General features: G+C 38.1%; 22 protein-coding genes and 1 pseudogene. 5 read left to right on the top strand and 18 right to left on the bottom strand.

All coding sequences use genetic code 11. The annotated features are described in order from the left end of the window. Positions 1 to 153: 153 nt before the first annotated feature. From OTG27_RS23615 to OTG27_RS23590, 6 genes and pseudogenes are all read right to left on the bottom strand, one after another. Positions 154 to 654 (bottom strand): DinB family protein, encoded by a 501-nt coding sequence (locus OTG27_RS23615; RefSeq protein WP_268938309.1) that lies wholly within the window; start codon positions 652 to 654, stop codon positions 154 to 156. Positions 655 to 896: 242 nt separating this feature from the next. After that, entirely contained in the window at positions 897 to 2036 is a 1140-nt protein-coding gene (locus OTG27_RS23610; RefSeq protein WP_063574945.1) for an FtsW/RodA/SpoVE family cell cycle protein, read from the bottom strand. Between the two features lie 222 nt (positions 2037 to 2258). After that, positions 2259 to 2965 (bottom strand): annotated as a pseudogene (locus tag OTG27_RS23605) (cytochrome c biogenesis CcdA family protein). A 182-nt stretch (positions 2966 to 3147) separates the two neighbouring features. After that, a complete protein-coding gene (locus tag OTG27_RS23600) occupies positions 3148 to 3552 on the bottom strand; it encodes an SRPBCC domain-containing protein (RefSeq protein WP_268938335.1) in 405 nt (134 codons plus the stop codon). A 69-nt stretch (positions 3553 to 3621) separates the two neighbouring features. After that, a complete protein-coding gene (locus tag OTG27_RS23595) occupies positions 3622 to 3969 on the bottom strand; it encodes a VOC family protein (protein ID WP_034310877.1) in 348 nt (115 codons plus the stop codon). Between the two features lie 209 nt (positions 3970 to 4178). After that, a complete protein-coding gene (locus tag OTG27_RS23590) occupies positions 4179 to 5768 on the bottom strand; it encodes a bifunctional metallophosphatase/5'-nucleotidase (RefSeq protein ID WP_268938308.1) in 1590 nt (529 codons plus the stop codon). Between the two features lie 753 nt (positions 5769 to 6521). On the opposite strand from OTG27_RS23590, the gene OTG27_RS23585 reads away from it, so the two are divergent. Together OTG27_RS23585 and OTG27_RS23580 are read left to right on the top strand one after the other, a co-directional pair. Further along, the gene (locus OTG27_RS23585; RefSeq protein WP_268938307.1) at positions 6522 to 7172 is read left to right on the top strand and encodes a DUF1796 family putative cysteine peptidase; all 651 of its coding nucleotides are present in this window, start codon (positions 6522 to 6524) and stop codon (positions 7170 to 7172) included. Between the two features lie 541 nt (positions 7173 to 7713). Continuing rightward, positions 7714 to 8076: a hypothetical protein gene (locus OTG27_RS23580; RefSeq protein ID WP_268938306.1), complete on the top strand. Its 363-nt coding sequence runs from the start codon at positions 7714 to 7716 to the stop codon at positions 8074 to 8076. 117 nt (positions 8077 to 8193) lie between these two features. Here OTG27_RS23580 and OTG27_RS23575 read toward each other — a convergent pair whose 3' ends face one another. Both OTG27_RS23575 and OTG27_RS23570 read right to left on the bottom strand, forming a co-directional pair. Continuing rightward, a complete protein-coding gene (locus tag OTG27_RS23575; protein ID WP_268938305.1) occupies positions 8194 to 8400 on the bottom strand; it encodes a hypothetical protein in 207 nt (68 codons plus the stop codon). A 103-nt stretch (positions 8401 to 8503) separates the two neighbouring features. Further along, positions 8504 to 8947 (bottom strand): cell wall hydrolase, encoded by a 444-nt coding sequence (locus OTG27_RS23570; protein ID WP_268564210.1) that lies wholly within the window; start codon positions 8945 to 8947, stop codon positions 8504 to 8506. A 385-nt stretch (positions 8948 to 9332) separates the two neighbouring features. Here OTG27_RS23570 and OTG27_RS23565 point away from each other — a divergent pair, with 385 nt between their 5' ends. Then, on the top strand, positions 9333 to 10514 hold the full coding sequence (locus tag OTG27_RS23565; RefSeq protein WP_268938304.1) for a YhgE/Pip domain-containing protein: 1182 nt from the start codon (positions 9333 to 9335) through the stop codon (positions 10512 to 10514). Between the two features lie 46 nt (positions 10515 to 10560). After that, positions 10561 to 11091: a PadR family transcriptional regulator gene (locus OTG27_RS23560; RefSeq protein ID WP_268938303.1), complete on the top strand. Its 531-nt coding sequence runs from the start codon at positions 10561 to 10563 to the stop codon at positions 11089 to 11091. A 263-nt stretch (positions 11092 to 11354) separates the two neighbouring features. Here OTG27_RS23560 and OTG27_RS23555 read toward each other — a convergent pair whose 3' ends face one another. From OTG27_RS23555 to OTG27_RS23530, 6 genes are all read right to left on the bottom strand, one after another. After that, on the bottom strand, positions 11355 to 11849 hold the full coding sequence (locus OTG27_RS23555) for a DinB family protein (RefSeq protein WP_057279083.1): 495 nt from the start codon (positions 11847 to 11849) through the stop codon (positions 11355 to 11357). Positions 11850 to 12357: 508 nt separating this feature from the next. Then, on the bottom strand, positions 12358 to 12936 hold the full coding sequence (locus OTG27_RS23550; RefSeq protein ID WP_268938302.1) for a TetR/AcrR family transcriptional regulator: 579 nt from the start codon (positions 12934 to 12936) through the stop codon (positions 12358 to 12360). 111 nt (positions 12937 to 13047) lie between these two features. Beyond that, positions 13048 to 14691: an amidohydrolase gene (locus tag OTG27_RS23545; RefSeq protein ID WP_268938301.1), complete on the bottom strand. Its 1644-nt coding sequence runs from the start codon at positions 14689 to 14691 to the stop codon at positions 13048 to 13050. Positions 14692 to 14734: 43 nt separating this feature from the next. Continuing rightward, positions 14735 to 16102 carry an APC family permease gene (locus OTG27_RS23540; protein WP_268938300.1) on the bottom strand — a complete coding sequence of 456 codons (1368 nt, stop codon included), beginning with the start codon at positions 16100 to 16102 and terminating at the stop codon, positions 14735 to 14737. 55 nt (positions 16103 to 16157) lie between these two features. Further along, positions 16158 to 17096 (bottom strand): agmatinase, encoded by a 939-nt coding sequence (speB, locus tag OTG27_RS23535; protein ID WP_054399163.1) that lies wholly within the window; start codon positions 17094 to 17096, stop codon positions 16158 to 16160. Positions 17097 to 17934: 838 nt separating this feature from the next. Then, positions 17935 to 18156: a hypothetical protein gene (locus tag OTG27_RS23530; protein ID WP_268938299.1), complete on the bottom strand. Its 222-nt coding sequence runs from the start codon at positions 18154 to 18156 to the stop codon at positions 17935 to 17937. A 353-nt stretch (positions 18157 to 18509) separates the two neighbouring features. On the opposite strand from OTG27_RS23530, the gene brnQ reads away from it, so the two are divergent. Next, positions 18510 to 19850 carry a branched-chain amino acid transport system II carrier protein gene (brnQ, locus tag OTG27_RS23525; RefSeq protein WP_268938298.1) on the top strand — a complete coding sequence of 447 codons (1341 nt, stop codon included), beginning with the start codon at positions 18510 to 18512 and terminating at the stop codon, positions 19848 to 19850. A gap of 286 nt (positions 19851 to 20136) precedes the next feature. Here the strand turns inward: brnQ and OTG27_RS23520 are convergent, their stop codons facing one another. The 4 genes from OTG27_RS23520 to sdaAB form a co-directional block, all read right to left on the bottom strand. Then, complete coding sequence (locus OTG27_RS23520; protein ID WP_268938297.1) at positions 20137 to 20676, bottom strand: DinB family protein; 540 nt, start codon at positions 20674 to 20676, stop codon at positions 20137 to 20139. Positions 20677 to 20834: 158 nt separating this feature from the next. Beyond that, complete coding sequence (locus OTG27_RS26855) at positions 20835 to 20981, bottom strand: YuzK family famiily protein (RefSeq protein ID WP_197281894.1); 147 nt, start codon at positions 20979 to 20981, stop codon at positions 20835 to 20837. A 298-nt stretch (positions 20982 to 21279) separates the two neighbouring features. After that, the gene (gene sdaAA / locus OTG27_RS23515; RefSeq protein WP_053536547.1) at positions 21280 to 22155 is read right to left on the bottom strand and encodes an L-serine ammonia-lyase, iron-sulfur-dependent, subunit alpha; all 876 of its coding nucleotides are present in this window, start codon (positions 22153 to 22155) and stop codon (positions 21280 to 21282) included. Between the two features lie 40 nt (positions 22156 to 22195). Further along, complete coding sequence (gene sdaAB / locus OTG27_RS23510) at positions 22196 to 22858, bottom strand: L-serine ammonia-lyase, iron-sulfur-dependent subunit beta (RefSeq protein WP_034310833.1); 663 nt, start codon at positions 22856 to 22858, stop codon at positions 22196 to 22198. Between the last annotated feature and the right edge of the window lie 790 nt (positions 22859 to 23648).

Here is a 23648-nt window from a genome sequence, read left to right as displayed (position 1 = left end):
CTAAGGATGGTAGGTTATTTCTTATGCAACTAACCTGCCCCGTTAGTTGCATAAAAAAAGCTGTCTTAAAGACAGTTCCGATTTTGAGCTAACGCACCCGTTATTTGAATAAGAAAACAGGCTAGCCAAAACAATCCTATCCTTAATCACCCGTCACTTAACAAGCCTTTGTTCTAACTCATCTTTTTGGCGCAAGTGATGACGAAAATGCATGCCAACCAAATCATACCATTCCTTTGCATTCAGCCATCCGAACCCTCCATGCTCGACTTTATAATTTGGGTTTATATTATCGACTCTCGATGACCATTGGCTTAACCTTAGAATTACTTGATCCATTCTGCTGATAAGATCATCCCTGCTATCTAAATTATTAGGTGGAGTATTTAGTTCATCCGGTAATTTAATTTTAATTGGCGGAAACCCTCCAATCTTATATAAATGCTTACCAAACTCCGTTTTCCCAAGGGGTTGTTCATCATTTAAGGTGAAACATGTATCCATATTATCTAGATACTCATGGGCAACAAGGATTAAATGGTCATACATTTGCCCAATAGACCAAACCGTTTCTTCAGATTTATATCTTAGCTGTTCCAAAGAGTAATTTTGAAGCTCGTTTTTGTAAGTATTAATTAGTTTAAGTTCGCTCAATTTAATTCCTCCATTATATTATTTAACTCAAAGTCTAAAACCTTTATATTTTTTGTATATGTAACTAATTATTCAATTTTCAATTATAAAATACCTACTTCAACTAACCTGTCCCTTTAGTTGCATAAGACTTTATTGAGTTGACAAAGACTGAGACATAAAAAAAAGACGGTTTTACCGTCTAATAAATAGCTTTCTTAATAAATACACACCTAGAATTAATTCTGGAATACTTAGCCATCTTAATCAAACATAAAGGTTTTTTTTCGATAGCTTATTGAAAAGACTAACCCCATCGCTAACATATTACCAATTAATGAGCTTCCTCCATAACTTATAAAAGGTAATGGTATTCCTGTTATGGGTACTAGGCCTATATTCATCCCGATATTCTCAAAAACATGGAAAAAAATCATGGAGGTAACACCGGTGCATATGTAAGATTCAAAACTATTTTTTACGTCTAGAGCCAACTTCACTATACTCGAAATAAGGAGAAAATAAATTGTTACTAAAATACTAGCTCCAAAGAAACCATATTTAGAAGAAATAACGCTAAATATAAAATCCGTATGTGCTTCTGGAACATATATACCCTTTTCCAGATAACCATATACCCCTCCTGAACCAATGGCTAATAATGCTTTGGTCAGATTATAGCCTTCACCTGATGCATAAGATTCTGGATCGATCCAAGCATAAATTCTTCCTAATTGATAGGTTGCGAAACCCATTGATTGAAGCATTTCAGGGTTAAAAAAGACTAAGTATATAAGAATGCCAGAAATTAAGGAAATGATAATAAAAATGACACTGATAATTTTCCATGATATTCCCGAAATAATAAAAATCCCTGTAAAAATACATATTAATACTAAAGACGTACCTAAATCTGGTTGTAGCATAATTAAAAGTATAGGAAGAGCTGTAGCAGCTCCCATCTTAATTAACAGTAACAAATCTGTTTTTAAAGATTTATCTAGATATTTCTCATGATGTTTTTGCACTAAGAAACTTAAACAAATTATTAAAGATATTTTTGTGAATTCAGCTGGTTGCAGTGATCCGATTCCCGGAAGTTGAAACCAGCTTTTGGCTCCATTTATTTCACGAGCTATTGATTCAGGTGCCAAAATTAAAGCGATTAATAGAATGATGCTAAATGAGTATATAAACCAATTCAAGCGAAAGATCTGTTCAGAATCTAAATACATAATTCCTGCAATTATCCCGATCCCCACGATATACCAGGTTATTTGTCTAAATAAAAAATTCCCTTCATATTGACCAAAATCTTGAGCATTTAATATAGCTATACAACTTGTTATAAATAGTAAAAGTAAAAGTGTAATCAGGTTGTAATCCAACTTTGAATTTTTCATTTTTTCCCCTTGTAAACATTATCTTATAACTCAACTTAATTTTACTGAAAGTGTAATTTTTTAACTAAAAGCATGAAGGATAACCAATTAAAAAAGGCTTACGATTTTTTTAGTTTTATTTCCACATTTACATATTATTTCACAAAAAGTAATTAAAAGTATACAGGTAATTCATTAGCAACCTCCCTTATTGAAGTAAAGCACTTGTTAGTTCTATAAGCATTAGAAACCCGTAAAGCCACCAAATACATTATTTGTTAAAAAAGTTGTAATCTTGGTCATCCAATCAAAAAATAAGACAATCCCCATAATAATTGTTATATAGCCACCAAATTGAGTTATTTTGTGGTTATATTTTTTTATCCATCCTGATTTCCCTATAAAAAATGACATTGTTAAGAAAGGTATGGAAAACCCAAGAATATAAGCAATCATATATAATAAACCTTGTCCAGTCGATAAACCAAGGGTTACGATGGCACCTAATATGGGACCAATGCAAGGAGTCCAACCAGCAGCATATCCTATCCCAATTAAAATAGAACCTATATAACCAGATGGGCGATTTTTAAAATTTATTTTTCTGTCCATCATCAAGAATTTAGGTTGAAAAACCCCAACAATCATTAAGCCAAAAATAATTATCAAAATAGCCCCTACTTGTCTAATTAAATCAATATATTCATAAAATAGATCGTAAATAACAGAAGTGGATAACCCTAATATTACAAAGATAATAGAAAAACCGATCAAAAAAATAAGGTATGAAGCATTGGTTTGCGGTTTAATTTTTTATTATCTTCTTTTAATTCACTTATCGATAATCCTGTAATATAAGATAAAAACGCCGGGTATAAGGGTAAACAGCAAGGAGATATAAAAGATAGTATCCCTGCACCAAAAGATAAAAGAATATTTAAGTCTCCCAATCTCATTTCCTCCAATTTCCGCTTTCCTTGTATAACTTTACCATATATACACATACCCTTGTTGAACTATTCTGCCTTTAGCTCCATAAGAAAAAGAGCTGCCGAAGCAACTCCTTATGAATTAAAGCACCCGTGTGTTCATGAAGGAAATCCAGGTGTGTCTCAATCATTATAATAAATATTCAGCCAAGATTTTCGGATAACTTCTTAATTATTTGTTTAGAATCAGAGGCAAATTCCACAGATGCATCATAATACATTTTTCCGTCTTTAATCAGGGAGAAATCACCAATCTCGATTTTTAGCAGAGTACTATCGCCTTTTTCTTTTAATTGATAATTATATGCGACATCACCTTCATTCGGCTTTACTTCCCAATTTGAAACGTTCAAAGCGATTTTTAATTCTTTCTGTACAACTGCTCTAATGATTTTAGTGATTGACTGCCCACCATTAGGAAGCTCCCAAATCACCTTACTTCCCTCGGTCATATCTTCATTAGGATAATTTTCTGGTAGTTCATCCCATTCTGCAACGTACTTGGGTTTAGTAAGCACTTCCCAGACTTTCTGAGAATTTGCTTCAATGAGTATCTCATCCCTTCAATTAGCTGTTCGGTCATCTAGTAGAATTCCTTTCAAGTGAATGACAACTCGTTATTTCTCCCAGAGCTCGATTAGTCGACCTTCAGGATCTTCAATCCAAATGAACTTTCCAAATTCACTAATCTCTTTTTTCTTTGCAAGAGGGACACCAATATGTTCAAGATGCTTAATAGTCTCGTTTAGATTATGTACTTCGAAATTTAACATCACTTGTTGTTCTGTTGGAAAATAACTGTCATTCTCGGTAAAGAAAGAAAAGATCGTCTCATTTCCTAATTGCGGTTTTATCACAGTCCCATTCCAATTTTCTATTTCAAGCTTCAGCACTTCACTGTACCACTTTTTTACAGATTCAAGATTCTTAGTTCTCCAAAATATTCCTCCAAAACCTTTTATCATCGTATCTAACTCCTGTCTGTCATCCAATTTTCATCTACCGATTACATTAGATATTCGATATTTACATTTCAAGTTCCTTCTTCAACTATACTGCCCCTCTAGTTCATTACTATATTTCCCCTAAGATGAAGGCAAATTGGACTAACCTGCTTACATTAGGGAAAAGGCGTTCCTGCTTAATACAGAAACGCACCCGTTATGTTTCCCCTTCATTCTTTCAATGAATGGGAGGGATACTTCTGTTGGATATGACGTATAAGTGCAGTGACAACTTGCGGACCGGATTCTACGAGTCTGCCTTGTTCAAATGCAGTGAAGTTATCACCGCCTGAAGCTAAATAATTACTAACCGCTACTTCATATTCGTTGCTTGGCTGAATCTCTTGACCCTTCTTGTCTTTCAGCACAACGACGCGGCTGCCAATTGGAGCTTTGGCTTCCCAATCATACGTTAAGCCAACCGTTTGTAACCTATTTTCATAATCTTTCGTCCACTGCTGCTCTAAAGCAAGTTTTATCTGGTCACCCGTTAAAATTAACTTACTGACATTATGCCCCATAGGCACGTTTGTATAAAGGTCTTCTACAGTGATCTTCCCTTTTTTTAAACTTTTCCGCATTTCGCCTTGATGGACAAAAGCAATATCTGCCCCCATGGCTTCGCGCTCAGATTCTGCAATCATTTTCGCTAATGGCGATTCACCGTTTGCATCTTGATTTCGTCTGATTTCTTCCGGCATTTCCCCTATTACCTGATTAAAATTGCTCCCCAATCTTTTTCTATATTTATTTAGAAGAGTGACCGTTTCTTCATCCGGTTTTATATGATGATGTGAAGCGGCAATGATCTTTGCTTGTTTCTTAACAATCATTTTAGAATGCGGGTCAATTTCAAGCTTTACTTGAGAAAAGGCTTTCCCATTAGAGTAAGCTTGAACGATCAGTTTACCGGCTGCAACCGTATTGGCATATTCATGGCTGTGACCCGCAAAAATGACATCGACCTCATCATCGATTTTTGGAGCCATCTCCACTAAAGACCCATTGGAATTTGCTCCTGCCTTATCTGATTTAGCTGAATCATGTGCCAGTACAATAATCACTTTGATCCCTTTTTCCTTTAAAAGCTTTACGGTTCGGTTAATAGCTGAAACTTCATCCGTAATTTCTACTTCTTTTCGATTTTCAGGGGACACATACATGTTGGTCTCTTTTGTGACCACACCGATGAATCCAATATCAATTCCGTCCATTTGTTTAATAACATACGGTGGTAACAAGGGAATGCCCGACTTTCTGTCGATGATATTTGCAGAACTGTAAGCAGTATTGGCACCTTGAAAATACCCTGTTTTTTTATTGAATCCCCCATGAATAAGACGTTTCATTTCATTTACGCCTTCGTCCAATTCATGATTTCCAGGTGTCCCGACATCAAAATGCAGGAGGTTTAAAAATTCGATCGTGGGTTCGTCTTGAAATTGAGAAGAGATTGGAGGGCTTCCTCCTACCATATCGCCAGCATGAACGAGTAATGTATTTGGGTTTTCTTGTTTATACTTTTTTAAATAGGCAGCCAAGTATTCAGCACCGCCTGCCATGTTTCCTGAAACCATTTGATATTTGTTTAGTTGGCCGTGAAAATCATTAACGCCTAATAATTGTAGTTGAATGTAGCGGTTGGATGTGGAATGATTCGTTGAGGAATGATTGGATGAGAATGCTGTGATTTTATAAGTTAAGAAAATGATGATAAATACCAAGATGAACAAAGAAGTTATGTCCTGAAATTTTGGCAACTTCGGATCCCTCCCTCTAGATGTAAATTAAGAATAACTCTAGAGTTTTATATCCGTATAAAGGGACCGTGATTTTTTGTTATGTTTTATATAATAATTATTAAATGAACCCCGTACATGCATATCTTTTTAAAAGGCTGTTTTCGCATACTTTGTTGCTATTTACCAAGTAGTGCGGTGTGGTTGATTTCCCCTCCAGTTGCTCGCTTTCCTTGGTGCGGGCGGTGAGCCTCCTCGGCGTAAACGCCTGTGGGGTCTCACCTGTCCCGCTGCTCCCGCAGGAGTCTCGCACTTCCGCTCCAATCAACATTAAAGAGTTTCGTTTTAAAAACAACAATCTTTATGAAAAGAGCCTTTTTAAAAAACTCATACGGCTAAACATTTAGACAACCAGCAACTGTGTTATTTAGAAAGGCTCTTATTTCCCTTCCATTATTTGTTCTAAGATAGCTGATCCAATAAATAAAGGAATTGCCGACCAGTTCCAGGTGTTCAAAAATAAAGAGCCCTTTAGTTTAAGTACAATACTTTACAAATTAGCCTTAGGCAGAAGGAAAGTTTGGTATCTTACTCCTATTGTTCAACAATGAAAAAAAGGCTTCCGTAGGAACCTTATAACCTTTTTATTTAAGTTTACATCTTATTTACACACATTTATAAATTGTCCAATCAAATAGACTGGCTCTGTTATAGAATATTAAAAAGCAGAGGAGTGATTATTTGAAGTTATCGGAGATAAAAGGATCTTATGAATTGATCGCTGGTTTGGGCAGCTGGTGCGGACCTGCCCTCCATACAAAGAGGTATGATTTAAGAAGGAATTCATTTCCTTTGGATTGGGTGCAATCTGGTTTCCTCCCTGAAGTAAATAGATTATTAAAGAATAAATTTGAGGGATATATGGAGTTAGAAAATATGCATGAGAAAGATATACTCGCTCATTTTGTTGATGAAGGAAATGTTGTTCTTGAACCAGAGGGTACTCAACCATCAAAAGCACATTTTATTCATGATAGCCACTATAAGATAGATTCCGTCCATGATTTTCCGAAGATACCAAATCAAGATTGGACAGTTCAATATCCAGCATTTAAAAATAAGCTGAATCACCGCATCCAAAATTTCCTTACAAAAATCCAGCAAAGTAAAAATACATTATTCATCAGATATGAGTGGTCAACGGCGAACTATGAAGATATTATCGAATTACAATCTATTTTATCTCAACTTACAACGGGTAAGTTTACCCTGTTGATCATGCAGCCAGTAGATGGTGGTTTAACAGAAGTTAAAGATATGAACTGGCCCCATGATGGGATTTGCTTTGTACATGTTCCTCGCAGTAATCCCAGTGATAATGCCATTTGGGATCATGTTTTACAAGGAATAACTTTAACGAATTAGACATAAAGGCAGGGTTTCCTGGCTTTTTTTTTAGGCTGTTTTCCCATACTTTGTTGCGATTTACCAGGTAGTGAGTTGTGGTTGATTTCCCCTCCAGGTGCTCGCTTTCCTTGGTGCGGGCGGTGAGCCTCCTCGGCGTAAACGCCTGTGGGGTCTCACCTGTCCCGCTGCTCCCGCAGGAGTCTCGCACTTCCGCTCCAATCAACCTTAAATAGTTTCGTTTTAAAAACAACAATCTTTACGAAAAGAGCCTTTTTTTATTAAATAATTTCGATTCCTATGCAAAATGAAAAGTTCCTTTTCCCATCGCGCACGCTGAAAATTAATGGCTATTGCACCCAATTAATTTAATAGAATTTATAACGATCGTGTTTTATATGCTGATATTGCAGTATAGGAAAAGTGTTGAGGAGCCCTAATAAATAGCTGGACAGTTCCTGGTTACAGGAAAGCAAGACCGCTGTATGGATGTTTAAAAAATTGGCCCAGAGCACAATAATATAGGCAACGTTCTTTATTCCGCCAAAGGAGGAGTATCCATTTGAAGCTTTTTTCAATATCATTCATAGAACCTCCCGTTTATCATGAATTCCCTCCCCTCTATGAAGGTTTAGGGCTGCCTGAGTTATCTTCATTCATTCAGCAGCGATTTGAATTTGCATATACCTTGGGGAAAGCCAAAAGAACGGGGCTTGCTAGCATCCGCTTTTATAAACGCCAGGGGGATTTCGAAGTACATATACCTGATAAGATGCCAGGAGTGGGACCAATGAAGCTTCGGGAATTAAAGGGGTTGTTACTGGAGAAAGCCAAAGCACCATTCATCGAAAATATTGAATCCGAACCAAAGAAAAGAAAGGTCTACTACGCCGAATTTCGTCGCCCTCGGAAAGATGCTGAATAAGTGTGCTATCCGACAAACTGGAGCTATCATTGTTGTCTTGTTGAATTTGTTTTATAAAAAAAGATCGTACATTAACTTCCCCTCTAAAAAAAGGTTGCCGCAGCAACCTCCCTTGTTTTAATAATCCTCCTTATTTTCATTATCCAAATCATCATCAAGAAAAGACTTTTTATCTTCCTTCATTCCATACTTTTTTTCAAGAAATTGACCAATATTTGAATGGTTAATTCCTCTTCTCACTGCTGTTTCAATAACTATATAGAGAATGAATACCCCAACAATATAAAATATTATAGCCTTCACTAAAAATCCCCCAAACAACAACTTATTTCCCCCTTTATTTTACCAAAAAAAACCTTGTTGGAGTGCCCGGTTATTGCCTAAAAAAAAGGAGCTGCTAATCAGCTCCTTGAAATGAAATAACGGCCTAACCTCCTGTATAAACACTTTCACATGTTCCAGGCTTTGGTTCATAATAACAATGATTTTTAAATTGACCGGCAAAAGGTTGATCGTACCAAGTCGGTGGGCATGGAGCATATGGATTAAAATACCAAAGCGCATATTTCCCTGGGTGTTGCCTCCAATAATCCAAATTCTGTTTTGCTAATCTTTTTTCAGCAGTTCTCGCTCTTTGATAAAATACATTCCCTTTTTGAACAGCTTCAAAAGAATAATTTCCTCCTTGTACATGATAAATGACTTGTGGAATTGTTCTTAACTCTTTAAAGTCTAAACAATTTGCCTTAAGGCGATTAACAATTACATTTCCAACATACAACATTCCTTGCAGTCCTTCACCTTCGGCTTCAGCTCTCATCATCCTTGCCATTAAATCCACGTCTGAACTTCGATAATTTACTCTTGGCATTTTTTCACCCCAAATATATCGTATGAAAAACAACCTGCACTAATGTCATCATTTGTGAAAATGACACTCTCCTTCAGTAGAGGCTTTAGTGTAGGTTGTATTAAACTCGTTTAGTAACACCGAGAAAATGGGTGTTTTAATGGAATGAAATCAAGATCCTATATGCTAGTCAGAGAAGGATTTTTTTTGCACACAAAGTTGCCGAAGGAATCTAAATAAAAAATCCCCCCCAACAAAGTGTCGGGGGTTTTTCTTTTGAATAAAATTTTTCGATTGACTTTATGTAAAAAATAAAATAAAATTCTAAGTACTTCATTTTAACTACTCTAACTTGAGTACTTAAAATTGAGTAATATACTTTAAAACAAAAGGATGGATTCAAAATATGAAATTTACTGCATTCTTAAAAACACGAGGTGCAACAGCAGCAATCTTTATGGGGATTTTCTATGCAGTTGCCATGCTAGGTATCTTCTTGCCTGGGTATACAGCCATTCCAGGAAATGTCGATAAATTACCTATCGCCATCATCAATGATGATGCTGGTAAAAATGGGGCAATGATCGCCGAAAATTTACAAGAAAATTTACCCTTTAAAGAAATCGAGACGGATATATCAAATAAACAAGCCTTAAAGGATTTGGAGCACAATGATTTAGCATTAGTCGTACACATCCCAAAAACCTTCTCTGAAAATATTCAAAAAGGTGAAGCGTCATCAAGCATCGACTTTACAATCAATGAGGCAGGGGCAACAGTCGTTTCTTCTACCATGAATTCTGTCGTAACTGAAATTAACAATCAGTTAAGCACACAATTCTCGCAACAAACAGCTCAGGGCGTATTGATGAACTTTAATGTACCAGAAAAGCAAGCTGCTGAATTAGCGGAAAAGATTGAGAAATCCTATGTAGGAAATGTCGTTACAATCAACGAAATACCTGATGGCATGAATCATAATATGCTGCCGATGTTCTTAACAATGGCCGGTTATGTAGGGGCAATGATCGGGGCCATGCAATTAGTAGGTGCATTTAGAGCCAGCCGGGGAAAAGCAAGCAAAACACGGTTATTCGCTTATGTGCAAATGGCTGCATTATTGATTGCCGTGGTTTCATCAATCATAGCTGTAGGTGTAGCCTATTTAATTGACAAGCCGAGCGGTGACCTATTCTTCGGTATAGTAGGTCAACAAATACTGAACTATATGGTATGTTTTAATTTCACCGCAATTTTAATCTTCTTATTTGGTGAAGGTGGCATGATTTTAAACTTACCGATTTTATTAATGCAAACAATAGCGAATGGTGCCACCATCACACGTGATATGATGCACGCACCATATGAATGGATGAGCCACATTTCACCGATGTATTACTCGGTGCAAGCATACTTTGCAAACCTATTTGGCAGCATCAGTCCAAGTCCGCATATTTGGTCAATGGCTGCGGTAGGTGCCGCTGCGATGTTAATTAACATGGCTATTGTCGCGTTTTTACACAAACCGATGCCAGTACAAGTTTCTGAAACAGAAGTTGAAAAGAAAGCGGCAGAAATCACAGCTTAGGTTTTGCTACAATAAGGAGATAATACTTCTTAAAGGAGCGTAGAAAATGTCTATTCAAATTTTTATATTGAGCAAGCTGATGGAGGATAAAAATTATCCTTATAAATTAAAAAAGCAGCTTTCAGAACCCATTCCATTGGATCGCCTGGGCGGATTAACGGAAAGTAAACTGTACTACCATTTTGAATCATTGGTGAAACAAGGTTTAGTCGAGCCGGTTGAAGTGATAAAAGAAGAACATCGGCCTGATAAACAGGTATTTGCGATTACGGATAAGGGTCGCGAAGAACTACCAAAAAAAATCTATAAATTATTTGAAAATGCGGATGAAATCAAGGATATGATTGTTGGTTTAGCCAACATCAAGTATGTGGACCGGGATAAAGTAGTAGATATATTAGAAAGAAAAGTAAAGTCCATCAAGGCTATTTGGGAGCAGCTTGGGAGTTTCGAGCCAGAACCTAAAGGCAACGAGAATATTCGTGAATTTTTGGAGGGTTATTTTTCGACCAGGACAGATCATACAATATCTTGGTTTGAAGAGTTAATCAAAAGGATTAAGACAAAGGAATTGTGAGTTTACTTGCAGGCAAATTCGAGTTGATTTCAGAAATCCGCTCCCTTTCCGCCGACTGTCTGCCAAGCCTCCTCGACGCAAGCTTCTGTGGGGTCTCGGCTAGCCAGTTATTCGGCTGGAGTGTCGCATATTTCTTCCATCCAATGAGGGTTTCTTCTATATAAAAAGTAGGATAAAATACGGGAACGTCCGATTTGGACGTTCCCGTTCTTATTCATTAAAGCTCCCTATAATCGAATCATTGTAAAGCTAATGAAGCATTTTTAAAAGCTTCGTTTCTCTGGCCAAGCTCCTTGCATTTTACTAAGGAATACAATTTGCCCAATATGATATGCGTCGTGCATGGCTAAACTCTTCAGTTCAAGCACTAATGAATTATCTTCACCCGGGACCTGTCTATACAAATCTTCATGTTCTGATTTTGCTAGTACTTTTCCAAGTTCGCGATGAACATAAAAGTATTCTTGTTTTGTTTCTTTCCAATTTTCTAACGTCTCAGTTGGTAGTCGAAATGTAGAGTCATTATTTTCTGCCTGTGGTTCATTCTCTGTTTCACCCAGAAACCGCATCAGAAATCTCTTTTCATAGAAAAGTAAATGACAAACTAATTCCCAAATGGAATTCATTGCCCCATCAGCTGGTTTCCAAATTGCCTGTTCAAAAGTAATATCCTCTAGCACTTTTTCAAGTGGTGGAAACCAATCTTCTTCATCTAAGCAGCTTGCCCATTGTTGTAACAAAAGGGTCTTTACATCCATTTTCCATTCCCTCCAATTTAATCCCTTTAATAGATAATCCCTTTGGTCAACATTCATTTGCGACGTGTTTTAGATAACTAACTAACCAAGGTGTCATGCCAATTCCTTGTTCAATTAAACTGGCCCTTTAAACGGAACAATGAACGTTCCGTTATTTGGAAAATTCTGATAATATCAGTTTATCATAAGTTGCGTTGACTGAGAAAGAACAACTGACCATTTTAGTAATCGTAAAGTTATCTTTTATATGTTCGATGGGAATTTACCAATTTCAGGATATTGGAAGAGACTTCGATTTTAGGCGCGAGACTCCTGCGGGAGAAGCGTGTCCAGAGGAGACCCCACAGGCGCATAGGCGCCGAGGAGGCTTCCCGCAGACTGCCCGCGGGAAGCGAGTGCCCTACGTTCCAATCAACGAATCACTGTACAGCCCCTCACAGACTTAATCGGAATGAGCAGATAAGTAGTCCGATTTGATCGTTTTTAGAGCATGAACTTTTTGAACGTTTCATCCACTTAGTCCATACCAAAAATTTTCCCATATATTTTGAATTCTAGGTTCCATATTCTCTTTACCATAATAAGAAAATTCCATGAATATCCCATCGATCAAACAGAAATAGGACATGATTAAGTTCTCGATTTTCCCTTGGCGTATTTCTTTTTTGTCTATTCCTTCGACAAAGATAGCATGTAAGATAGCGGAAAATGATTCTTCAGATTTAAGGAAACTTTCATTTAAGATGTGCTTCAAATGCTCCGGCGGGAAAATCATTGCCCTCTTTAAAAATGTTGCTTTATCTTCATGGTTTTTATAATAGTTACAAGTATCTAGAAGGATGTGCTTTAGCTTTTCTTCAGAAGAGAGTGTATTTATCTCTTCGACAAATTGTTCGACCTGGCGTATATGCTCTTCCAGGATTTCTTCAAACAGACACAAGAAAAGGTCATCCTTATTTTTGAAATGGTTATAGATTGAGGGTTTTTGTATACCTACCCTCTTGGCAATTTCCGATAAAGCAGTTCCCTCGTATCCGTACTTGGTAAAAAGTGATAAGGAAATGTTTTTTATTTCATTTTTTGTCATAATGAGCCTCCAAACTATCCAACGTCAGTTAATTTCATTATAAACTCATTTCCTTTTTTAAACTAAATATTTAACACCTTGGAACATGGTTCTTTCTCTGAAAGATAAGAATTAGAATATGCTTGATAAAGAAGTTTCTTCGCTTTTATACACAACTATCCCATCGTTTATTGTTAGTTCCACTTTAGTTTCGAGCACTTCACTTTCTGGAATATCAAATAGATTTCTGTCTAAAACCACAAGGTCAGCAAGTTTCCCCTCTTCTATTGTACCTAGCTCGTGCTCCCTGAAACATCCATGGGCTGAGCCATATGTATATGCTTGCAATGCCTCTGCCAAAGTGAGTTTTTGTTCAGGATGCCATGTGTTTTGTGGATCTCCGCTACTATCCACTCTAGTAATCGCAGTATATATTTGCCGCATTGGATTTAATGAGATGGAAACCGGAAAGTCTGTTCCTAAAGCTAAAGATGCACCTGTATTTAATAGCGACTTCGTCAGGAACACATTTTTTTCCCTTTCAGGACCTATTATTGAAGAATATACCTCTCTTGATGAAGCAGCCATGTGATCAGGCTGCATCGAGGCAACGACCCCCAGTTTTGAAAAACGTTCAATGTCATCCGAATCAATTACTTCAATATGCTCGACTGTATGCCTTGAGTCTCTTTTTCCATTCTTGCTTACAGCTTCTTCAAAAGCGTCTAAAGCTAAACGAATTGCCGCATCTCCAATAGCGTGAAACCTGATTCTAAATCCGAGTTCATCCGCTTTAACAACTCGATCGATCAATACTTCTGGATCTAGAGCTGGGTGACCGCAAATATCCAATTGATCGGAGTAAGGTTTCAGGAAGTAAGCGGTATGGCCCGTGACTGTTCCATCAACGAATTGCTTTAATCCTGAGAATTGCACTTTCTTTGATACATATTTATTTCTCAGTATTTGAGCTTTGTCCAAATTGCCATCCAATTCAGGAGTGATATGAAATCTAGTCGTTAATTCTCCTTGCTTATCCAATTTCTCAAAAAGATCATAGTCTTGAAGGAAATCATCTATTGGCGCAAACAAATCGTTTACAGAAGTAATTCCATATTGCGTTAACAATCGTAAAAACTCTTTTAATATCGTTTCTTTTTTATTTTGTGTTAACCGTAATGCCTCTTTTAAAACGATTTGCTGTGCATCTTCATATAAAATTCCAGTAAGTAAACCATTCTTATCTCTTTCATAGCGACCAAAATCCGGATCACTTATTTCCTCAGTAACTCCTGCTAATTCCATGGCCTTACTGTTCACCCATGTATAATGACCTTCAGCATGAAAAAGAACGACAGGACGATCTGGAATGACAGCGTCAAGAATTCTATAATGGGGCTCTTGTTTATCATGCCAATAACCTGCATCCCATTGCATGCCGATAATCCATTCTTCCTCAGGACATTCTTTAGAAAATTCCAGTACTTTTGCAGCCACTTCTTGAGCTGACCTGGCTTCAAATAAATTAATACTACTTAAACTTAGTGCACTGAACATAATGTGGAGATGAAAATCATGAAATCCAGGCATAATCAATTGATTTCCATAGTTAAATACTTTTGTACCACTTCCTATAAAAGGTTCAATCTCTGCTTTTGATCCTACACTCAAAATTTTGTCACCTAAGATAGCTATTGCCCCAGACGTTGGCTCATGTGTAAGCCCTGTGAAAATAGCATCACTGGAAAGGACAATATCCGCTTTTTTAATAGTCATGGAGTTTACCTCTTTTCATTCAAAATAATAAAACAGTAACTGATCATTGAACGAGTTTCACATCGAATTCTTCTTTTTGCTCTGCAAAATTCAGTTCAGGAGGACGTTCCTTAAACATTTTTGTTAAGTACAATAAGTAAATGAACCCTACTGTCATCCATGTGATTCCTAATACTAATGAATGGATATCCAACTTTGTCATAAACCATATAGTTATGCCGGTGCCTATTAAGGGAAGAAGGAAATATAAAATGATACTCTTAGGAGATCTCTGCTTCTGTCTCACAAAATAATGGATAAGCACTGCAAGATTAACGAAAGTAAAAGCAAACAGTGCCCCAAAATTAATGAAAGAGGTAGCCGTTGCGATATCCAAAAATACGGCGCTCATTGCAATACAAGCTATGATCAAGATATTGAATATGGGCGTTTGAAATTTTGGGGAAACATATCCGAAAATACGCTTAGGCAGAACATTATCTCTCCCCATTGCAAATAAAATCCGGGCTCCGCTGCCTCCTGAAGCTATCGCAGAAGCAGTAGCGGATGTCACTACAACAGAAACAAACAAACTATTCAGAAAATTACCCCCGGTATAAATCATGATATCGACTATAGCTGTATCAGGGTTCTTAAAAGCATTGAAATTCGGGAAAATCGATTGTGCAAAATAGGTAGCTGCAACAAATAATAACCCTCCAATCAATGTCGTAGCATAAATAGCTTTAGGAAGTGTTTTTTTCGGATTTTTGGTCTCTTCTGCAAGTGTATTAACCGCATCAAACCCAAGAAAACTAAAACATAATAAAGGTACAATCGAAAGCAGATTATTAATATTCACGTCTGAACTAAAAAAAGGATCTTTAGAAAACAACTCCCCTGTGCCTTTTCCTGCTAAAAGTCCATTTATGCAAAGCAGACTGAAGATCATGATAAAAAGAAATTGAAATATCACCAAAAAGGTATTCACATTTGCAGCGACCTTAATTCCAAAAATATTAATCGTTGTCACAGCAATGATAAAAGAAATGATAACGGCAACGATAGGAATACCAGGGAAATAAGCATTCACCATAATCCCAAAAAGTAAAGCGCTGATCATAGGACTGAAAAGATAATCCAATAAAATCACCCATCCTACCAGGAAACCAAGGTGTGAATTAATTCCTTTCTGCACAAAGGTATAAGCTGACCCGGTAGTAGGATATACCTGAACCATTTTTGCGTAACTATATGAAGTGAATAGCATGACAATTAACGCGATTATGTATGCTGTCGGAATCATTCCATGGGTACGATCAATAGCGATGCCATATGTGCTAAATACTGTCACAGGCGCCATAAAGGAAAGTCCAAATACAATTACATATCTTGTATTCAGTGAACGCTTAAGCTCGGGTAATCCTTTCATCGCAAAGAGCTGCCTCCTTTATTAAATAAATGGGCTGTTTTTAAGTTGAAGTGATTTAATTATCTTCTTTCGCACCTAATGCTGCCAGGCTGGCAAATTCATGTACAAGTGTTGCCGCTAAAAGTGAAGTGATTTGACTTGGATCATATGAAGGCAGCACTTCAACAACGTCATATCCTATAAAGTTAAATTCAGTTAGGGAACGTATCATTTTTAATGTATCATAGCTGCTAAAACCACCAATTTCAGGTGTACCTGTTCCTGGGGCAAAAGAAGGATCAACGAAATCTATATCAAATGTCAAGAAACAAGGGGTGTTACCAATCGTTTTTCTAATCTCTTTCAGAACATCTTCAAATCCACGATTGGAAAGTTCACCAGTTGTAATCAGGCGATAACCTAAATCGAGGCTTGCCTGTAAATCTCCAGAGTGGTTTAGCGTGCCGCGGATTCCTATTTGAAACACTTTATCTTCCTGCAGTAAACCTTCTTCGTGGGCACGAATGAAAGGAGATCCGTGCCAATATTTTTCCTCATAATATGTATCCCAGGTATCTGTATGGGAATCAAAATGAATCATGGCTACTGGTCCATATACCTTTGCCGCAGCTCGTAAACTAGCTAAAGTAACAGAATGGTCTCCCCCTAATCCAATCGGTATGACCCCTTTGGACATCAATTCATGGATGGATTCCTTCATTAGCTCATAGCTTCGATGAATATTATGGGGAATAACAGGGATATCGCCAATATCAATGGCGTTCATTTGTTCAAAAGGATATACATTATGAATCGGATGATAGGGAAACAGGGTCATGGATGATTGGCGAATGGCTTGGGGAGCAAACCTGGCTCCTACCCGAAAAGACGCTGCTGTATCAAAAGGCATACCTACAATTGCCAGCTTTGCATCATGCTTTTGAGAAGGTAAACGCATAAAAGTCCCTGTTGTACAAAACTCTGGCTTTACATCTGGTGTAAGTGGATATTTCATAATTATCATCTCCTGGTTTTAAAAGTCTTCTGATATGATTTACAAATACATTGTGTAATCGCTTACAAATCATGATTCATTTGATTCATTGAATTACTTTTTATGTATAACACCTACTTTTTCGCACTATATTAACTAACGGTAGTTAGTATTAAACCAAATATAAACACAATTGTTAAAAAAGTCAAACTATTTTTCAAGTCGATTTGTCTAAAAAAACGTTCAGTGATTCCGGAAATACGCTCCCTTTCCGCCGACTGTCTGCCAAGCCTCCTCGACGCAAGCGTCTGTGGGGTCTCGACTAGCCAGTATTTCGGCAGGAGTGTCGCAAATTTCCTCCATCCATTAAGGATTACTGTAAAAAACCATGAAGGAGCATCTTGTCTTAAACTTGGTTCTAATGAGCCAGCATACGGTTTTTTCTTATATTACATTTCAGGTGATGCCGGAAATACGCTCCTTTCCGCCGACTGCCTGCCAAGCATCCTCGACGCAAGCGTCTGTGGGGTCTCGACTAGCCAGTATTTCGGCAGGAGTGTCGCAATTTCCTCCATCCATTAAGGATTACTGTAAAAAACCATGAAAGATCACCTAGTTGATTGGAACGAAAGGTGCGAGACTCCTGCGGGAAAAGCGCGTCGAGGGGAGACACCACAGGCGCAAGGCGCCGAGGAGGCTTCCCGACCGCCCGCGGAAAGCGAGTGCATGTAGTGGAGATCGACGTCTAACTTGTACAAGTCCTAATAAAAGTAATAATAATTGTTACTTTAACGTCATTTTATTTTATTGATTGAACAACTACAATTAGCCTAACGTCCCCTCAAACTAAAACAGAAGTTTAACCATCATTTTCCCTGTTTCTTTTTCCTTCAAAATATATCGATGCTGCAAGAATAATGATTGCAATTGATACAATGCCAGCTAACCAAGATAAGTCCATATCCGAGATATACTTAACCAAATTAATTATAGGAAGCATGAATATCAAAATTAGTGATAAAACATCCTTTTTGTTTTGTTTCCGTTTTTCAAAGAACAATCCCAGAATTTTTTCAACCATTCTAAAACACCTCCTTATTTTTCCCACTCTAAATTCCATTATAATTCAACCGTCTAAACCGTCACTCTTTATCGAAAGCACAAACTGCTTCGAGGCGCAAAGCAGGTTTTTCCGCATACTCATTTCCTTTATATTTCAAATTTCATGAGTATGAGCAGCCTTTAGATGTTCAAAATAAGATAAGGGCGGATCACTGATAATCAAGGTAAATAATAAAAAACAAAAAATATATTGAAATATCAATTTAATTTAGTTATAATACTGTACGGTCTTAGTATTACTGTTTATATAATTTTTAGAAAATTTAATAATTTTCTAAAATAGCAAATTTTGGTTTACTCGGAGGGTTTATTTTGTCTAATAAGGTTCCATCTTCATTTATAGTAGTGATTGGGTTCATGTTATTTGCCCTTTTCTTCGGTGCAGGGAATTTAATTTTCCCGCCAATGCTTGGTCAATCGGCAGGTACGAATATCTGGTCGGCTAATGCAGGGTTTTTGGTCACAGGAGTAGGATTACCGTTACTTGGTGTGCTGGCACTCGGTTTTTCTGGTAAAGATGACTTACAATCATTAGCAAGCCGTGTCCATCCAGTCTTTGGTATTGTATTCACAACCATTCTTTATTTAGCCATTGGTCCATTATTCGCCATGCCTAGAACAGGAAACGTTTCTTTTGAGATCGGTGTAAAACCTTTTTTACCTGAAGATCCAGGTCCATTGCCTTTACTTATTTTCACCATCATCTTTTTTACAGTTTCATGCCTTCTTTCGCTCAATCCCGCGAAAATTGTCGAAATTGTGGGGAAAGTTTTGACACCCATCAAGTTGACGTTCATTGGAATCCTGGTGGTAGTCGCTTTCGTTAATCCAATTGGAGATTTTGAAGCACCTGCCGAGCACTATATGGTTCAACCATTTTTCAACGGGTTCAAAGAAGGATATTTAACCATGGATACTCTTGCATCTTTTGTTTTTGGCATCATCATCATTAATGCCATCAAAGAAAAAGGTGCCAAAACAAAAAAACAAATCATGATCGTTTGTGGAAAAGCGACTGCCATTGCGGCGGTTATCCTTGCTACCATTTATACAGCTCTCTCTTATATGGGTGCTTCAAGCGTTGGGGAACTTGGACGCTTGGATAATGGAGGCATTATCTTGGCCAAAGTCTCGGATTACTACTTTGGATCATATGGCGGGCTATTATTGGGATTAATGATCACAGTAGCTTGTATTACGACGAGCGTAGGACTCATCACCTCTTGCTCGACGTACTTCCATAAACTATTTCCAAGTCTGCCTTACAAAACGATTGCCATAAGTTTATCCATTTTCAGTGCAATCATTGCCAATATTGGACTAACTGAGTTAATTGCCATTTCAGTACCGGTTATGACAGCCATTTATCCATTAGCCATTGTTTTGATCTTCCTAACATTTCTTCATTCCTTATTTAAGGGAAGACCTGAAGTTTATCAAGGCAGCTTACTTTTAACATTCATCGTCAGTCTATTTGATGGATTAAATGGAGCAGGTGTACACATTACTTTCATCAATGATTTCTTCACTGCAATACTTCCTATGTATGAAGCTGGGCTTGGGTGGATCGTCCCTGCCATTGTTGGAGGATTCATCGGGTATGCAAGCAGCGTCTTAAAGTCGAAATTCGGTCATGATCACCAAATAGATTAAATGATATAAAGTCAGTCCAGGCATATAAACTGTAGACGAACTCGAGATAAGCGAGTTGAACTGCCCCGTAAATGTTAGACACCAAACTAACATTTACGGGGTGTTTTTATGGCTAATTTTTCTGCAATAAAGGCAGCTCCAGACTGAAAGAAAGCAAGTTTATCTTCGGGTTCTTTATTTATTAAACATTCCTGTGGATAACGATAAAAAAACACTAAGGATATTCCAGTCCTGTTTTAAAATCATGGGTCCGGGTGAGACCATGTTGATAGCAGGGATAAAAACATCACATTTCTTTAATTTCACATTTATTCCGTAATTTCTTCAGCAATTGGAAAATCTGACCTCGATGATGTGATTCATGTTCAATCAAATGGTAAACGACCCATTCAGGTGTGACGTCATATTGATCAAGTACCCTCGGTTTACGCCAATCCGTCAGGTCCATCGTGCGGAAGTTTGAAAGAAATACCTCACGCACCTTATTGAGTCTGTAGAAATGTTCGTCAAATGTTTGTCCTTCAATATGATTTAGGGAGCCATCTTCAGCACGGCACCCTACTGGAAACAACGCGGATATTTCCGAATCCCATTCCGTAACAAGGACCTCTTCGTATAACCAATCTGCCTCTATCAGCGCGATGTGATATAAGATCGAGCCAATCGTTTGCCTTTCATCGATTTTCGAATCGAGTATATTTTGGCTGATTCCAGTCAATTCCGATATAAGCGTACGGCGAACATCTTCTAAACACCATAGCCACCGCCCAATTTCCTCTTCATATCCCGGTAATGCTGATACAAGCAATGCTCTTCTCTCCAACAAGACCATCCTCCTCTTCATGAACGTACATTCTATTTAAAAGTGTTGTTTCCTTCTTTTTAATGGAAAAATATTCTTTATAGCCGGACAAAAAGAGCAATCTTTTCGATTGCTCCTTTTTCAGATTTTTTCGTTTATGTTATCGATATCGCAGATCGAAATTAGCTCCCCAAAAAAAGATTGGCTCTCATCTCCTCTGATATACGCCTGCCCTGTAGATAATCCTGTTCCCGTTCTTGTTCAACCATCATGCGTTGCTCCAGTTTTTGAGCATATAGTGCATAGCCGATTCCATGAGCCTGAAACATCGCTTTTTCCATTGCCGACGTGTACGTTAGTTCGAGAAAATTAATGAAGAATCAATCCTTCCCATAGTGAATTTCGTACTCATCTTATCATTGAAAGGGATAACTCACAAAGTTGCTACGGCTCCATATTCACTGATAATTCAGATTTTTTAACGACTGTTTCCATCCCCGTGTCCAAAAACGCCAAATCCCTCGGTCTTCCTCTAATTTCCTTTTTCCAATCACAAAATAGCCTCATTTATTTTTAAGACAAATTAAAAATCCCATTAACAAACCTCTTGTTAATGGGATTGGATGTTTATTTATATGAACCGAAAATTTCCTTTGCCAATTTTCGCCCAGTAGGAGTCGCAGCCAGGCCGCCTTCTGCCGTTTCACGAAGTGCAACCGGCATGGTCAATCCTATTTTATACATGGCATCGATCACTTCGTCACATGGAATGCGGCTCGTAATGCCCGCTAGTGCCATATCAGCTGCCGTTATTGCGTTGGATGCACCCATTGCGTTACGTTTCACGCAAGGAACTTCAACCAATCCAGCCACTGGGTCACAAACCAATCCAAGCATATTCTTCAAAGTGATCGCCATCGCTTCTGCCGCTTGGCTTGGTGTACCGCCGGCCAGTTCCACTATCGCAGCTGCGGCCATTCCGCTTGCCGAGCCCACTTCTGCTTGGCAGCCACCAGCCGCTCCAGAAATGGAAGCATTGTTTGCAACCACGAACCCGAAGGCAGCGGAAGTGAAAAGAAATTCAATCATCTCTGCCCGGGTCGGGTTTAATTTTTCTTTCACGGCAAATAATGTACCGGGCACAACTCCCGCAGAACCTGCAGTCGGAGTGGCACAGATCATTCCCATTGCTGCATTCACTTCGTTCGTGGCAACTGCTTTACTGACGGCATCCAATAATAAATTACCTGCCAGTGCCTTGCCCGACTTGATATAATTTTGCAAAAGAACGGCATCTCCGCCCGTTAGGCCTGTCACTGATTGCACACCTTTCAGGCCTCTTTCCACCGCTTGTTCCATCACTGTCAAATTCCTGTCCATCTTTTCGATGATCTGTTCTCTCGACAGGCCTGAGAACTCCATTTCTTGTAAAATCATGATTTCCGCGATTTTCACATTTTTACTTTCAGCAAGTTCAACCAACTCTGCTACATTTCGGAACATGTTTTTACCTCCATATCTATGCCAGCACTTTTAATGATGATCATTCAACCATTCTTATGACTTGTGACACGTTTTCCAATCCTTCAATTTCCATCATGACATCGCTCTGGATTTTCTGATCGACTTCAATCACCATGAGGGCCATTTGGCCTTTTTCTTTTCGTGAGACTTCCATATGACCAATGTTAATTTCATGATTCGCCAATACGGTCGAAACGGAAGATATGATTCCAAACACATCGTTATGCACGACTAAAATGGCTGGGTTTTCCCCTGACAATTTGAGCTTGAATGTATTCAGCTCCGTTATTTCTATCGTTCCGCCGCCAATCGAGATCCCGACAAGTTCCAATTCCTTATCCTCGTCGAACAATCTGATTTTGACTGTATTAGGATGATCCATCACAGTATCCTCGATTGTAAAGGAAACGTCCATACCGGCTTCTTCCGCTATCGTTAAAGAGGCAGGGATTCGTTCATCATCCGTATCGAAATCCAAGATCCCGCCGACGACAGCAACATCCGTACCGTGTCCCCTGTATGTTTTTGCAAAAGAACCATATAAAGAAATAATCGCTTTCTTCGGTTGCTTTCCAAATAATGTCCTTGCTACTCTGCCAATTCTGGCAGCTCCTGCTGTATGTGAACTTGAAGGTCCAATCATGACGGGACCGATTATATCGAATGCAGATCTGTATTTCATCGTGTAATGCCCCATTTCTGGCAATAAATTTTTTAACCGTCTTTTAAAGTGAATGAAGATCAAAAAGCGGCATTATTACTATATTAAAATATTTTTATCATTCTTGCAATGAAAACCCTTTCATTGCATATCCCATATTAACATATATTACATAACATACCTACCAATATTTTTTTATTATTTAGCTTAGAAATAATATTTGATTTTTCAGTATTTTGAGATAATTAACCTTTATCCTTTAAATTTGAAGAAAACAAAAAAAGCAGCCTGACGGCCACTTTTAATAAGAATGTTCCTAAACCAGCTGACCCAAAGCAATTCCTTCAACCGATCAGTACGGTTTGCATCTAATTTTATAACTAAGCTGATCGTAGCGGGTGTTCGTGACTTCTGTGCGGAAAGAGAGTGCCTGGAATGGAAATAAACGATTCAATTCTATAAGCACTCAAAAATACTGTAGGAAAAATCAAGTATTATCGAGTTTGTAGACAAATGGGGCTCTTTCTAAAAGGTAAAACAAAGTTGATTGGAGCGTAAGGTACGAGACTCGTGCGGGAAAACGTGTCCAGGGGAGCCCCCGAGGCTTCCCGGACCGCCCGCGGAAAGCGAGTGCCTGGAGTGGAAATCAACGTTTCAATTCTATAAGCACTCAAAAATACTGTAGGAAAAATCAAGTATTACCGAGTTTTTAGACAAATGGGGCTCTTTCTAAAAAGGTAAAACAAAGTTGATTGGAGCGTAAGGTACGAGACTCCTGCGGGAAAACGTGTCCAGGGGAGACCCCGCAGGC

The organism is Peribacillus sp. AS_2, from assembly GCF_026891895.1.
Lineage (GTDB): Bacteria > Bacillota > Bacilli > Bacillales > DSM-1321 > Peribacillus > Peribacillus frigoritolerans.
The sequence above is the reverse complement of the archived record's forward strand: the minus strand, read 5'-3'. Positions and strand labels throughout refer to the sequence as shown.